The sequence below is a fragment of the Mycoplasma sp. 1654_15 genome (assembly GCF_012516495.1).
Lineage (GTDB): Bacteria > Bacillota_I > Bacilli_A > Mycoplasmatales > Metamycoplasmataceae > Mesomycoplasma.
In genome coordinates this window covers 147,093-162,556 of sequence record NZ_CP051214.1, presented here as the reverse complement: position 1 = coordinate 162,556, position 15,464 = coordinate 147,093, and the positions used below count along the sequence as shown (strand labels likewise).

Sequence of the window (15,464 nt, the reverse complement as noted above, 5' to 3'; positions counted from 1 at the left end):
TGTTTGTGTTGCTATTTGCTTGCTTTTTTTTTTTTTTGTTTTAATTATATTGATTATAGTATTAGATTAAAAATGTATTCAACACAAGGAAATTATGAACGTAAAAATAAATGACTTAACTTATAGTTCTGAAAAAGACTATGGCGAATTTGTACAATTTAAATTAAAAAAAGCAGAAACTACTTTGTTTTATTCCTATTTATCTGATGACGAAATAAAACTATATTTTGGTTTAACAAATGGAAAAATTAGAGAAGAAGATAAAAAGAGAATAGGTAATTTCTATGAATGATTAAGTAATAAAATTGCTATTTATATATGAATTTCAAATTCTAAAGTTTATATAGGGCAAAGTAAAGAAATTTTAACTAGAATTCATGATCACTTTAAAAATGAAGAAGAAATAAAAAAAATATGAATTTTTGGTATTCAGAATCCGAATGCTTCTACTGACCTACTTTTACTTTTAGAAAATAAATTCATTGAAGAATTTCGAAAAAATAATATACAACCTGATAACAAACAAAAAAATAACGAAACTAATTTAAGTAAAAGTGCAAAAAAGGACGCTAATGAAATTTTCGAATGAATTCTATTTGCGTCTAGAAAAATCTTTTCATTAGATTTTATAAAAGAAAGTAAAAAATTCAAAACTCTATTTAATGAAAAACTGTCAGAGACTGAAAAACAAAATGAAAAATTACCAAATTTTAACTTTACTAAAGGTTTAATAAAAGATTTTTTTGATGCGAATAATAATTTAACATTAACTTTTAAATATCCTGACTCATCTAAAAAAATATTTTTCTTTATAAAAGATTCACAAAATATAACAATTAAAAAAAATTCTTATATTTGAAGTATAAAAAGCGAAGAATTTAAAAATTTACCTTTAGATTTACAAAATAGTATAACTAAATTTAGATTAGAATTTTTAAAATCCGACAATATGGAAGTCTTATCAAAAGATATAGTTTTAACATTTAACAGAAATAGAAATTCATTAGAAAAGATTTTAATGAAACTTACTTGTTATAAGTCTATTGCTGATTCTGATCCTTATTGAGACTTTGTTTTTGAAAAAGACTACAAATTAATTACAGATGAAAATGGAGTTTATCTTTCTGATTTAGTAAAAAATTGATATTTATCTAAAAAATAAAACTTAATAAAAAACTACTGAAAATCTGAGCAAATCCCCTTTTCTATTTTTCTAAGAAAAGGGGATTTGCTCACTATACTTGTTTTTTTTTTTTTTTTTTTTTGTATTATATATACGGAGAAAAAATTATGAAAATTAAATTGAGTGATTCATCTTATAGTTATGAAGAAAAGTTTGGAATAGATTTTAGAGTAAAAATTCAAGGGAATCAAAAAACTCTAAATTACTATTATTTCACTGGCAAAGAATTGAAAATACTTTGTAGCTCTCTTGAAGAAATAAATAATATTAGAGAAAATATGAGAGAAGAAGAAATAAATGATAAACTCACATTACGTAAACACTTATTATCGTCTTTTATAGTATATGTGTGAATTGCAGGTGATAAAAATACTCAAAAAGCTTATATCGGACAAAGTAGTTATGGTTTAAAACGAATTTATAAACATCATAAACAAAATGAAATAAGCAATTTATGAATCTTTGAAATTCCTGATGAGCATAAAACTACTGATTTACTTAAAGCTTTGGAAAATAAAATAATTTCTTTGTTTAAGGACAATAATATCAAATATAAAAACGTCCAAGAAAAGAATAATGAAAGTCAATTGGGAAGTAAGCCCAAAAAAGAAGCTGAAGAGTTTTATAAAATCATTTTGCAAATAAATAAAATATTTTCTTTTAATTTTATAAATATAAGTAAAGAATTAAATATTTCTACTGTAGAGAAAACTGAAGATATCTCAAAATCAGAAGAAATAACAACAAATCAAAAGCCAATTGAAGCCCACAATAACGAAATTGTTTCTCATAAAAACACAGAAACTAAAAATGAAAAAATTACAAAAGAAAATGTGTTAAATAAATCAGAATGAACTTTTGACTATTCAGAACTACAAAGCTATCATCATTTAAATCAAAAAATATATTTATATGTAATAGACTCTTCAACTATAATAGTAAAAAAGGGTTCATACATTAGAGATATAAAAAGCATAGAAAATGTAAAAACTTCAGGCAAAAGAGAAGATTGACCAAGAGTACTAGAAATCAGAAGAAAATACGGTATTTCTGATGAAGAACATATATTAAGTGAAGATATTACATTTAAAGGTGTAAAAAATTGTAGATATAATAAGGTTGCTGACTACATATATTCGTAATTATTCAAGGGTCTTAGCACACATTAAAAATAAAATTGGTGATGACTTGCTGCGCTTATCTAAGAATTTTAAATAATATTTTTAAAACTTTTATTTTAATTTATTAGTTTTAATTTTTCTAAATAGCATTTTATTATTAAAAAATACGTTTTTTAAAAAACGTATTTTTTTAAATTAAATTGTTGTAACTGTTGTTTTTAAGTTAAAAATTACAGAAAATACGTTATTCAATGAAACAAATTGTAAATTTAACTTATTATGTTTTATTTTTCATTTTCATTAAATTTAAAATAATTTTTTAATGTAATTTTTTTAAACTTTAATTTTTTATAATTAAGATGAATAGTTGGAGCAGTGAGCAGATCCCCTTTTCTATTTTTCTAAGAAAAGTGGATCTGCTCAAATGTGTGATTTTATTTTTTATGAAAAAACTTTACTAATCTAAATTCAAAGAATAATAACACTTAAAAATTATTTATCTTATTTATTTTTTTAAATTTAATTAAATATTTTAAAAAAATGATAGAATCAAAACAAGAATTAAAAAAAAATAACATAAACAAATCTAAAAAAGAAGACAAAATAAGAAAAAAATCCATATACATCTTGTTTAAAATAATTGAATATTTATTTCAAAATTTAATTTTCTTTATATATTTTGTTTTTCTTAATAAAAATTCAAGAATAGGAGAATTATATGACCAAAATTAAAAAATTTTTTAAACTTTCATTTGCGATAGGTACAATAACTTCGTTGGTTTTTTTACCTATTTTTTCATTTAATCAAAGTAAATACTTAATTAATAATGAAAAATTAGCAACAATAAATTTTGCTAGTAAAAAATTTGTAGTTAATGAATGAAACATTCCTACACCCAAATCTATTAATGTAAAAAATTCATCAGAAGTAGTCTCTGATAATATCGAATTGAAAATCTATTTGGATGTTTTTAAAGAAAAAGGCAATCTAGAAGAAAGAATAGATTCACTTTTAAATAAAATAAAAAATGGCTTCAAAATTAAAAACATAAAATGAAAAGTCAAAACCAGTAAATTACTCCCTATTGTTTGGTTTTACTTTAATAATTTAGAAAAATCCAAAGAATTTATTGAATATGTTGAATCACTAGATTTTGTAAAAAGAATTGTTTTTTATAAAAAAGTTCTTTCCAAAAATAATAGTTTACATTCAAAAAACCATCCAAATTCAAAACTTAGTTTATGAGTTAATGATTATAAAAATAATAATTTTTCCGATGTAAATAGTGATTTACTTTTGAAACAAATAAATTTAAATTTCTACAGAAACATAGAACTAAATAATTTGTATCCTAGTTCTAAAGTAGGGATTTTAGAAGTAGGATCTTCTACTTTATCTAATAAATATAAATTTAAAAATTCATCTCAAATAAAACTATTTGGACCCGAAAATACAAGTGAGCATCATGGAACTGATGTGTCTATAATTGCTTCTGGAAAAAATGGAATAAATCAGAATAGTCAAATTTATTTTTCTAATTTTATTGATAATTCTTCTTGGCAAAATGCTATTGAATGATTGGTGTTAGAAAATGAAGTAAGAGTAATAAATCACAGTTATGGATCTGCCTCTATAAATCCTATAAATTATAATGATGAAAGCTTCTTTATAGATTATATTTCCAGAAAATATGGTGTAGTAAATGTTTTTGCTGCTGGTAATGGTTATGATAATCCAGACAAAGATAGTAAATGAATAGATAAAAAACAATTAGCATATAATGCAATTTCTGTGGGTTCCACAAAATATAGACAAAATGTAAATGATGATTTTGATATTTCATATTTTTCTAATAGAGATTTGGAACCAAATCATTTAGATTTACCTAAACCTTTAGTGGTAGCTCCTGGAGAAATAATTTTACAAAATTCCGAAACTATATTAGGTACTAGTTATGCTGCTCCAGTGGTTACTGGTGCTATATCTAATATTTTTAAAAAATTCAAATATTTAAATAACGATACTTATAGAGTGCCAATTGCAATGTCTATTTTAGCTTCTTCAGCACATTTACCTAAATATAAAATTGTAAATAAAAAAAGTAATGGTTTTGATAAAACTTATGGAGCAGGATTGATTGATTTCGAAAAAATGATAGAAGCTGCTGAAAACATTCACACAATGTCAGTTTCTAAAAATGATAATGAAGCAATTATATACACAAGTAAAATTTTAGCTTTAAATCCTGGTCAACAATTAAATATAGCACTTAGTTGAATGTTTAACGCTGGATTACTAAAAGAAAAAGAAGATAAACCAGAGTTACAACATCCAAGTTGATGAGAATGACTTTTCCCAACATGAGCACTCGCAAAACAAACTGCACAGGGAATCGATTATGAACTAAAGCTAAAAGAGTGAAAAAATCAACATATAAATGAAAATAGATTGCAACGAGAAGAAACAAACAGTAGACAACAACATAGTTTATTCTCTGATTATGATTTAGTTTTAGAAAAAATTAACGATAAAGGGGGATGAGAATCAGTATTTTCTTCTCAGAGTATAAGAAGTAATGTTGAATTAATTAAATTTAAAACCAGGGACTTCGGATTGTATAGATATGTAGTAAAAAAATATAAAACAACTTTATTTAACAATTCAATAGATGATTCAATTGCCGTAACACACACAATAACAAAGGAAAATTAATATGAAAAATAGAAAAAATATTTCATCTTTTTTAGGAATTTTCGCCTCAATTATTTTAGTTCCTATTACTTCTTTTTTAATGTTGTCATGTGAAGGAAATCAAGCAATTAAAATGAATAACAGAAAATTTTTAAGTAGGCAAAAAATAGGATCATCTGATTTTTTAAATCCTTCAAATAAAATAGATATTGATTCAACTATTACAAGCAAAGACACAAAAATTGATAACAACCTAAATAATCATACATCTGAATCAAATGATGAATTTGATAGCAAGTTAAGAGAAGCAAAAAGAAAAGTTAAAGATGACTTTTTTAATAATGTAATACTCAAAAAAGTGAATGATAATTTTGAAGAATATCAACAAAAATATTTTATGCATACATATTTACTTAATGAGAATACGCTTCAATATATTGATGAATTTGATAAAAAGTTTTCAAATGATTTTTTTAGTTATTTAGATGATTCACAACTTTCTGAAAATGAAAAAAAAATTAGAAAAGAAAATAAAGAAAAATTTAAAAATTTTTTTACTTCCAATAAACCTACTAATTATATTCTTAAAACAAAAGAAGAATTTGACAACCTAAATACAAGTATTTTAAAACCTATTTTTCAAGATTATTTAAATAAGTTTTTTTCTAACAAAAACATAGAACAAGTATTAAATGAATATAATTTTTATTATTTTGCTGGTAATAGTGTTATTTATTCAGATTATCTACGAAAACAAGATATAGGTTGATGATACTTTGATTCAATCAAGTCTAAAAAATTATATTTTGTAGTGCCGCAACGACCTGATGAAATTCCAGCAAGACTTTGATATCATGGAGCACAAATTAGTATTATAGCTTTAAAAAAATCTGAAAATGTTTCATTTTTTAAAAGTTCTGATATTGGTAAAGTTATAGAATCAGTTCAAGTATAATTTTTATTTTTAAGATTAAATTTGCTTCAAATTTGAAGAAAGTTTATAAAAACTATAAAGGGAGATTAATTTGAAAAATAAGAAAAAATAAATTTATATTCTATAAAGATTTTGGGCTTAATATTTTCAATCCCCTCTATAAGTGTTTTAACAATAGCGTGTGACTTTAATGCTACAAATAAAATTAAATCTAATAAATTTGCTAATAAAGACAAAATGGACTCTTCTGACATTCTCACTTCTAATCTAGAAAATACATTATCTGATGCTACAAATCTTTCCCGACCAAAGTCAGATGATTCAACTAATAATAGCGCTATAAAACAAGATGATAATATAACAAATATTACAGATACAGATGAGGAAAATAAAAATCCATTTGAAGGACTAAATTTTGATCAAGGAATAAATTACTTCAAGAAAAAGAATAATCTCACAAGAGAAAAAAGAATTTTTTGAAAATAAAATTTTAAAAAATATTAATAAAAATTTTAAAGAATATCAGAAAAAGTATTTTATGAATTCATATTGACTTCATAGAGAAATGCTTAAACTTTTAGATAAACCAGATCAGGACTTAAAAGATGATATGCGCTGAAGATCACTATCTGAATCAGAACAAAAAATACAAGATGCAAATATATTAAAGTTTGAGAATTTTTTTTAAACATAATAGACAATCTCATTTTATTCTCGAAAACAAAAAAGAATTTGATAATTTAAATTCTAATGAATATTTCATAAAAAATCCCCTTTTCTATTTTTCTAAGAAAAGGGGGTCTGCTCTATATTGTTTTCGTTTTTCTTTTGTTTTTTCTTCTTTCTCTCTTCATTTTTCTGCATTTTTGTTTTCGTTTTTTTGAGGTGGTACCCTTTTCTTCTAAAATTTTTGAGTGTTTTAATTAATTATAATTTGAAATGAATGTTTCCCTAAATTTAATGGGAGACATTCATTTTATTTTGTCTTTAATTCGTTTGTGATTGTAATAATAAATATAATTTGCAATTGCTTTGTGAAGTTGTTTAAAAGTTAAAAATTCTTTTCGCGACCATAAAAACATTCTCTTTTAATGTTCCAAAAACGATTCAATAACGCTATTATCTAAACAATTTCCTTTTCGAGACATAGACTGAATTATTCCTTTTGTTTTAATTTTTCTGAAAATTGTCTATGTTGATACTGTCAACCTTGATCACTGTGAAAAATTAAACCTTCAAGATTTTTGTGTTTGGAAAAAGCTTTTTGAAGCATTTTTCTAATTTGTTGGATGTTAGCACTTGTAGACAAATCTCAAGCAATAACTTCACCATTAAACATATCTAAAATTGGTGATAAATATGCTTTTCCAAATGATCCGCTAAATTCAGTTACATCTGTAGTTCATTTTTGATTTGGTTGAGTTGCGACAAAATTTCTATTTAAAATGTTGTCTGCAATTTTGCCAACAGTTCCTTTGTAAGATTTGTATTTTCTTCTAGGACAAATTGCTTTGAGATCGAATTTTTCCATTAATCTGCGAACTTTTTAAGTCCAATTTTATAGCCTCTATTATTAAGTTCAGCTTTTATTCTTCTTTTTCCATATCTTGCTTTATTTTCATCAAAAATAAGCTTCATTTGGCTTATAATTTCTTCATTTTTCTTGTCAAAATCTTCTCTTTTTGAGTTCATAATAAAAAGTAGATATAGGAATAGAAAACTCTTTTAATACTTGAGTTAAGCGAAGACTTTTGTCAGCTTTTACTCTATTATAAATTTTTTATTTTTCTTGCCTTGGTTGATTTGAGTCAAAGATCTCTACCAAGGCTTTTCACTTTTTTTAGTACTTCATTTTCCTTTTTTAAAAGTTTATTTTCTTTTTCCAAGTTTTTTGTCTCTTTTTTTAAATGCTTGAGTTCTTCTTTAAGAAGTTTGAGTTCTTCATATACAGATGTTAGAGAATTAGATTGATCTTTACTATTTAAATTTTTTGAAACTTTTGAACGTTTATCATTAATAATTTTAGATTTCATTATTGGTCTTCCTTTGTTTAATTCTAAACCACTAATTCCCGATTCTAAATATTTTTTCGTTCAAAAAGATATTTGACTTGGATTAAGATTATTTTCAAGTGAAATTTTAACAATTGGTTCACCAGCTAAAAATCTTTTAACTATGTTTAATCTTTCTTCTATAGTCCATTCTTTATTTCGTGGTTTTTTCTTAAGTCCTTCAACTCCTAATTTGTCATAAATTTTTTCTCAAAAATTTACTTGATGTAAAAAATTTTTCTGACTTGTATTAGCAAAATCAGGCTTTTTAATTTCAATTCCTTTTTTGTATTTTTTTACACATTCTAATTTAAATTCTAATGAATATTTCATAAAAAATCCCCTTTTCTATTTTCTTAAGAAAAGGGGATCTGCTTATTTTCTTGCTTTTTTTTTTTTTTTTTGCTTTAATTTATTATTATGAATAGCAAATTAAAATCTATATTCGGTAAAACAAGAATTTTATTTAATAAAAAAAATGATTTAATGTTTTTAAAATTTTCTTCAGAACACCCATTAACAACTGCAGAATCAGAAGATTTCAAATGAGAATTAGAATTTTATTACTTAAATAGTAAAGAATTAATAGAAGATTTTTTTCTAACTTCTAAAGAATATCAAGATAATTACGGACCTAAAATTTTCAAAAATGATGCTCACTTTGATTCTAATCAATATAAAACAGGTATATATATTTATTATTCCAATGGCATCCCTTATATAGGAGAAGGTAAGTATTATCATAGATATTCTGAACATACAAGAGGAAGTGTTCCTCGACTAGAAAATATTGATAAAGTATTTATCATTACCAAAAAACAAAAACAAGAAAAGTGAGATAAAAAATATACTAAATATATAGAATGAGCATTAATTGATGAAGTTGGATTAGCAAATACTCACAATAAGGAATGTGTAAAACAAACTTTAAACCCAAACGCAGAAGTATACTGCAAGAAATTAGTAGAAGAAGCAAAGCGTACTTTTAAATTTTTCAACTTAGATTTAATTGATCGAAAAAGTATAAATAAAAGTAAAAGAACAAAAAACGAAGACTTTTCTCAAAATAATAAAGAAAACTTAACTATTTCAAATAATAATTTTTCTGTAGAAATTCAACAACCAAAAAACAAAATTAAAGATTTAAGTACAATAAATGAATGGCTTGAAAATTTTTTCAGAGTAAATAACAAAATTACCTTATTACTAAAAACAAAAGGTAAATCTGTAGAAATTTTTATTGAACATTTCGAAAATAATACAAATAACACCTTTATAGTAAAAAAAGGTTCTTTTATTTTCCCTGAATCAAAAACCGCAAATAAAGAAACTAAAAATTGAAGAAAACAATTCTTACCAAAAGAAGAAGGTATTTTAGAACAAGATTTAATAATCAATAATACTAAAATAACAAATATAGTTAGAGCTTTTAATGGAAGTTATTGAGCAGATGGAGCTCTCAAAATAAAAGAAACAAATCATTGAATATATAAATATTTTGAAGAATTTAAAGAAAACAAATAGAAATAATAATCGTAAAAACTACTGATTTTTCAGTGGTTTTTTCTTCTTATCGATTCGTTTTACTTGTTTTTTTTTTTTTTTGGGAAAATTTAAAATCATATTCTATTCTACAAAGAAAGTAAGTTATGTTTTGAGCATATAATAATATAACTCTAAAAAATACAAATATTTCGTTCAACAAAAATAACGAAATTTTATACTTAGACACTAAAAGTAGCGAAATTAGCGGATTAAATTCTAAAAGTATTGTTTGTTATTATTTTAATATTGAAAAATTTGGGTCTGATTACATAAGATCTGAAGAATTTAAAGAAAAAAATACATTTATAAAAAATAACCATCAATTAAATTGAAAAGGTGTTTACATATATATTTTAAAAAATGGTAAAAAATATATAGGTCAAGGAGATTATATAGACAGATTTAATAATCATACTAAAACAAAAGAATGATCAGATGATATTCAAAAAATATTTATTTTTACTTTTGACCAAAAACGTGGTGGTTCATATAATGATTCATTTAAATTTGTCGAAAGTCAATTAATTGATCAGTATGAATTAGAGAAAGATTTAGAAAATAAAAAGAGCGGAGATTCTACCCGCTTAAATGAAGAACAGGAAGAAGAACTAAGAAAATTTATAAATATTTGTGAAACAATTTACTGTTCTTTTAATTTATTTCCCTTTAAAAAAACAAAAAAATCACAAAATTCTTATATTAAAAATGTACAAGTACAAGAAATAAAAAATGAAAATTCAAATAATTTTGGCACAGCAACAAATAACAAAGAATTAATTAATGATGTTGAGAATAAACAAACATATGATGAAAGATACGAAGCAACTATTCAAAACACTTCTAAAAAAAATATAACTACGCAAAATAACGAGATTTTTCCTTTTCCTTTGAAAAAACCCAACAATACTTATACAAACATAAAAGATTGAAATCTTGAATTTTTTAAATTAAATCAAGGTATTACTTTAACTTATGAATCTAAATATCCAATTGAAATTTTTATAAAAGAATTTAAAAGTAATGATAACAACACAATAATTGTTAAAAAAGGAAGTTATATTATACGCCCTGGTAACCATTTGCTTAATAATAGAAATTGACTGCGCACTAAAGAAGACGTTTTTAAAAGAGCTAAAATATTGAAAAATATCTAACATACTCTCAAAAATATCAGCAAATACAAGAAGATGTGGAAATTATTAATTGCTCTGTTAATAAAATTTTAATGGCATTTTTATCATATTTTGTGAGCAATGGTGATTTAAAAATAAAAAACGATAATAAAACTTTAAGAGATTATTTTAAAGAAAATTAAAAAATAAATTTGGTAATCAAAAACCACAAATGAGCAGATCCCCTTTTCTATTTTCTTAAGAAAAGGGGATCTGCTCACAATTTGCTTGTTTTTTTTTTTTTTTTTGTTCTAATTATATTGTTTATAGTATTATCTTAAAAATGTATTCAAGACGAGGAAATTATGATCACAAAAATAAATAACTTAACTTACAGTTCTGAAAAAGAATATGGCGAATTTGTACAATTTAAATTAAAAAAAGCAGAAACCACTTTGTTTTATTCCTATTTATCTGATGATGAAATAAAACTATATTTTGGTTTAACAAAGGGAAAAATTAGAGAAGAAGACAAAAAGAGAATAGGTGATTTCCAAGAATGATTAAATAATAAAATTGCTATTTATATATGAATTTCAAATTCTGGAGTTTATATAGGTCAAAGTAGAGAAATTTTAAATAGAATTCAAGATCACTTTAAAAAAGAAGAAATAAAAAAAATATGAATTTTTGGTATTCAGAACCCATATGCTTCTACTGACCTACTTTTACTTTTAGAAAATAAATTCATTTGAGAATTTCAAAATAATAAGATACAACCTGATAACAAACTAACAAATAACGAAACTAATTTAAGTGAAAGTGCAAAAAAGGACGCTAAGGAAATTTTCGAATTAATTCTATTTGCGTCTAGAAAAATCTTTTTATTAGATTTTATAAAAGAAAGTAAAAAATTCAAAACTCTATTTAATGAAAAACTGTCAGAGACTGAAAAACGAAATGAAAAATTACCAAATTTTAACTTTACTAAAGGTTTAATAAAAGATTTTTTTGATGCGAATAATAATTTAACATTAACTTTTAAATATCCTGACTCATCTAAAAAAATATTTTTCTTTATAAAAGATTCACAAAATATAACAATTAAAAAAGATTCTTATATTTGAAGTATAAAAAGCGAAGAATTTAAAAATTTACCTTTAGATTTACAAAATAGTGTAACTAAATTTAGATTAGAGTTTTTAAAATCCGACAGTATGGAAGTATTATCAAAAGACATAGTTTTGACATTTAACAGAAATAGAAATTCATTAGAAAAAATTTTAATGAAACTTACTTGTTATAAGTCTATTGCTGCTTCAAATCCTTATTGAGACTTTGTTTTTGAAGAAGACTACAAATTAATTACGGATGAAAATGGAATTTATCTTTCTGATTTAGTTAAAAATTGATGATTATCTAAAAAATCAGATAAAAAAATATAAGTAAAACTTCAGAATGAATTTTTGACTATTCTAATTTAAAAAATCATTCTTATTTGGATAAAAAAATATATTTATATATACATGATTCTGAAACTATAATAGTCAAAAAGGGTTCATACATCAGAGGCATTAAAAGCATAGAAGGTGAAAGTGAAGCTAAGAAGAAACATTGACCTGAACTACCAAAAATTAGAATAAAATATGGTATTTCTGACAAAGAGTATGAATTAACTGAGGATGTAAAATTTGTAGGTGAAAAAATAGAAAATATAATACAATCTTTAACTACATTAATTCTCTGATATAACAGAGCTTTAGCAAATGTTAAAAATAAAAATGGTGAATCTATAAAACAACTAAAAAATCATTTTAATTAATATTTTTAAACTTTTATTTTAATTTATTACTTTTGCTCTTTTTTAAAAATAATTTTATTGTGAAAAATACGTTTTTATAAATATAAAAACGTATTTTTTTAATTAAATTATGATAATTAACATATTTAATAAAAATGCAAAAAGAACATTATGCAATTAAAAAGTTGCGAATTGAACTTACTATAATATTTTATTTTTATTTCCACAAAATTTAAAATCATAGTTTAAATTAATTTTTATTAAGCTTTATTTTTTGATAATTAAAGCAAAAAAATGAACTAGTTATTAAATATTTAAGATTTTTTAATTTAATGAATATTTTGAAAAATTAGTTAAAATTAAAATATATCAAATATAAAAAACAATTTTTTTAAGACTACAAATTAGTCAATATAAATTAATTATAAAGGCGGTGATATGAAAAAAATAAAACTTTTATTTTTACCTTTTGTTGCTACTGTCGGTATATTCTCTTTGATTTCTTGTCAAGAAAATTTTCTAAATCCTAAAACACCAAAAAAAGAAATTTCGAACAGAGATAAACCTGAAGTAAAATTTTTTTTAGATAATGTTTACGAAAATCTTGTTAACAATTACAAATACTATAGAGAAAAATATTTTTTCAATTTTTATTGAGTGCCAAGAAAGTCTTTTTATTTTGAAAATTTTGATCCCGAAAAGGGGCTAGTATCAAGAAGGGAATATGAAGAAAAATCAAAAATTGAAGATATAAAAGATGATAAATTGCGCACAGAAGAAAGAGAGAAATTAAAAAAACAACGTGAGGAAAACAGAATTTATTTTGAAAATTCAACAGCAGTTGATTTTTACAAAAAAATAGTATTAAAATCTGAAAAAGATTTAAAAAACACAAATCCTAAAATAATTAAACCTGCTTTAGAAGATTATTTAAAAATAAATTTTCCAAATTTAAATTATTCTGATTTTTTTAAAAAGTATAACTTGTTTTACTATGTAGATGAAAGTGGTGATTATAGTGGAGATGTGAGATTAAATCAAACTAATTTGTTTTACTTTGATTTAGTAAAAACTCAAAAGAAATTGTATTTAATTCGTTCAAATTATAATCCAGAAATTATTAATGCACAGTATGGACCTCCTGGGGCTTTAATATCTATAGCTGTATTTCCTAAAGCTGAAAATATTGAATTTGCTAATGAAGAAGATGTTAGTGCTATTATGTAAAATTTATCTTCCAAATAAATAGGAAGAAAAAAGAAGTTTAATTTTAGAATTTTATATTATAAAAATAAACAAGAGGTGATATATGTTAAATAAAATTAAAAAATGATGAATTTTTGCAGGCATAGCTACTATTGAAGCTATAGTTATAGTTGCTTTAGCTTTTAATGTACAAAGAATTGAAACACAAGCAAAACAAACAAATTCACAAGATTTAACTTTGGAAGATTTAATATTTCAAAAAAGAAGTAATCCACGTTATTTAGATAAATATATTAAATTCTTTAATGAAAAAAATTATCGGCTTTCTAAATATACTTTAAAAACTACTCAAACAGTAGGTAAAATAAGTGATGAAGAATTACCAAATCTTTTTATAAAACCTGGTTTAATTACTCAAGAAGAAAGAGAAAAATACCTTCAAAATCAAGAAAAATTTAATGATTTTATTAAAAATGCAGATTTTAAATTAAATTTAATTACCAATTATGAAGATTATTCAAAATTAAATGATATTTTAAAAAATGTGTTTCAAGATTATATTAAAAATTATTTTACTGATGAATGAACTGGCTCTATCAATTCTCAAACAAACCTTTTTAATGGACAACGTTTTTATTTAATTGTTAAAAAACTTGGTGTTGAAAACAATGAGATTAAAGAACGTTCTTTAGGTAAGTGATATTACGATCGTATAGATCAATCAAAATTATTGTTTATTAACACAAAAAACAAGGATTATTTCGATTTAAATGGTGTTCAGATTAGTATAATGGCTGTAAGTAATTTCGCTTATCCAGTTGATAGATTAGATGTTTACGTTGTATAAATAATATTAATGAGTTCATTAAAAGTTTTAGAAAGCGGAACCTATAGATACAAAGTTAAACAATATAAATCCACTTTATTTGATAACTCAGCTTCAGATGTTTTTTCAGTAACTCACACTATCTTTAATGAAGGAGAATAAAATATATGAAAAAATGAAAAAAGTTTTTGTTAATATTTTCAACTTCTATATCTTCATTAGTGACACTAATATCTTGTAATAAAATAACTACTGAAGAAGACAAAAAGAAATTTTATGAGAAATACGTCACTAAAGATATGGTTGATAATTTTGATTATTATCAAAAACATTATAATTTAAGCATTTTTTGACTATCTAGAGATTCTCTTAAATTTTCATCTGACACTTGGCGTGTGAATCCAGATATTAGAATAAGTAATGAAAGAAAAGAAATACAAAGAAAATGAAAAGAAATAGTAGAAAATCATGAAAAAGATGCTATAAAGTTGTTAGAAAAATGAGAGGCTGTAGATAAAGAAAATAATCAAAAATTTGATTCTTTTATGAGCAATTGAAACTCACAAAATATTACACTTAAATCAGTCAATGACTTTAACCGAATAAACAAAGGAGTCATTGAACCAATCTTCCAAAGTTATTTTGAGAAACATTTTAAAAACACAAGTATTGAAGATGTTTTTAAAACATATAATTTATATTTTATTGCAGAAGAATACCCTTTTTATTATTGAAATGTAAATTTACAACCTCAGAGAATGGATTTTCTGTATTTTGGACTTCTAAATAAAAAGAAACTCTTTTATTTAAAAAATAGATTTTACAGCGGAATTGACTCTGCAGAACTTCCTGCTTATGGAGCTGCTATTTCTATAGTAGCATTTCCGAAAAGCAAAAACATTGAATTTATTTCAGATTTTGATTTAGAAAGTATTTTATAAATTTTTTGACAGATATTTAAGTAAATAATTTGTATTTATTTTGAAAAAATTT

At 23.1% G+C, this 15,464-nt stretch carries 14 protein-coding genes, 1 pseudogene and 1 other annotated feature; of the genes and pseudogenes, 14 read left to right on the top strand and 1 reads right to left on the bottom strand.

What is annotated here, in order from left to right; all coding sequences use genetic code 4:
* Positions 1-94 precede the first annotated feature (94 nt).
* The 6 genes from HF996_RS00715 (at position 95) to HF996_RS04030 (ending at position 6,618) form a co-directional block, all read left to right on the top strand.
* Positions 95-1,162 carry a hypothetical protein gene (locus HF996_RS00715; RefSeq protein WP_168910193.1) on the top strand — a complete coding sequence of 356 codons (1,068 nt, stop codon included), beginning with the start codon at positions 95-97 and terminating at the stop codon, positions 1,160-1,162.
* A 128-nt stretch (positions 1,163-1,290) separates the two neighbouring features.
* Positions 1,291-2,325, top strand: coding sequence for a hypothetical protein (locus HF996_RS00710; RefSeq protein ID WP_168910192.1), 1,035 nt, complete (start codon positions 1,291-1,293; stop codon positions 2,323-2,325).
* A 697-nt stretch (positions 2,326-3,022) separates the two neighbouring features.
* Complete coding sequence (locus tag HF996_RS00705) at positions 3,023-5,017, top strand: S8 family serine peptidase (RefSeq protein ID WP_168910191.1); 1,995 nt, start codon at positions 3,023-3,025, stop codon at positions 5,015-5,017.
* Position 5,018: 1 nt separating this feature from the next.
* Positions 5,019-5,951: a hypothetical protein gene (locus tag HF996_RS00700; protein ID WP_168910190.1), complete on the top strand. Its 933-nt coding sequence runs from the start codon at positions 5,019-5,021 to the stop codon at positions 5,949-5,951.
* A gap of 111 nt (positions 5,952-6,062) precedes the next feature.
* Entirely contained in the window at positions 6,063-6,416 is a 354-nt protein-coding gene (locus HF996_RS00695; protein WP_254427727.1) for a hypothetical protein, read from the top strand.
* Between the two features lie 52 nt (positions 6,417-6,468).
* Positions 6,469-6,618 (top strand): hypothetical protein, encoded by a 150-nt coding sequence (locus HF996_RS04030; protein ID WP_220190648.1) that lies wholly within the window; start codon positions 6,469-6,471, stop codon positions 6,616-6,618.
* Positions 6,619-6,853: 235 nt separating this feature from the next.
* Here HF996_RS04030 and HF996_RS00690 read toward each other — a convergent pair.
* Positions 6,854-8,314 (bottom strand): annotated as a pseudogene (locus tag HF996_RS00690) (IS3 family transposase).
* Positions 7,700-7,784: a sequence feature (ribosomal frameshift element), on the bottom strand. It overlaps the preceding pseudogene by 85 nt.
* A gap of 87 nt (positions 8,315-8,401) precedes the next feature.
* Here HF996_RS00690 and HF996_RS00685 point away from each other — a divergent pair.
* The 8 genes from HF996_RS00685 (at position 8,402) to HF996_RS00655 (ending at position 15,412) form a co-directional block, all read left to right on the top strand.
* Entirely contained in the window at positions 8,402-9,505 is a 1,104-nt protein-coding gene (locus HF996_RS00685) for a hypothetical protein (protein ID WP_168910189.1), read from the top strand.
* 125 nt (positions 9,506-9,630) lie between these two features.
* Positions 9,631-10,680, top strand: coding sequence for a hypothetical protein (locus HF996_RS00680; protein ID WP_168910188.1), 1,050 nt, complete (start codon positions 9,631-9,633; stop codon positions 10,678-10,680).
* Between the two features lie 323 nt (positions 10,681-11,003).
* Positions 11,004-12,083, top strand: a complete 1,080-nt coding sequence (locus HF996_RS00675) for a hypothetical protein (protein WP_168910187.1) — start codon at positions 11,004-11,006, stop codon at positions 12,081-12,083.
* A 53-nt stretch (positions 12,084-12,136) separates the two neighbouring features.
* Positions 12,137-12,460, top strand: coding sequence for a hypothetical protein (locus HF996_RS00670; RefSeq protein WP_168910186.1), 324 nt, complete (start codon positions 12,137-12,139; stop codon positions 12,458-12,460).
* A gap of 417 nt (positions 12,461-12,877) precedes the next feature.
* On the top strand, positions 12,878-13,666 hold the full coding sequence (locus tag HF996_RS00665) for a hypothetical protein (RefSeq protein WP_168910185.1): 789 nt from the start codon (positions 12,878-12,880) through the stop codon (positions 13,664-13,666).
* Positions 13,667-13,748: 82 nt separating this feature from the next.
* On the top strand, positions 13,749-14,492 hold the full coding sequence (locus HF996_RS00660) for a hypothetical protein (protein WP_168910184.1): 744 nt from the start codon (positions 13,749-13,751) through the stop codon (positions 14,490-14,492).
* A 9-nt stretch (positions 14,493-14,501) separates the two neighbouring features.
* Positions 14,502-14,633 carry a hypothetical protein gene (locus HF996_RS04170; RefSeq protein ID WP_256366894.1) on the top strand — a complete coding sequence of 44 codons (132 nt, stop codon included), beginning with the start codon at positions 14,502-14,504 and terminating at the stop codon, positions 14,631-14,633.
* Between the two features lie 5 nt (positions 14,634-14,638).
* Positions 14,639-15,412: a hypothetical protein gene (locus tag HF996_RS00655; RefSeq protein WP_168910183.1), complete on the top strand. Its 774-nt coding sequence runs from the start codon at positions 14,639-14,641 to the stop codon at positions 15,410-15,412.
* Positions 15,413-15,464 lie beyond the last annotated feature (52 nt).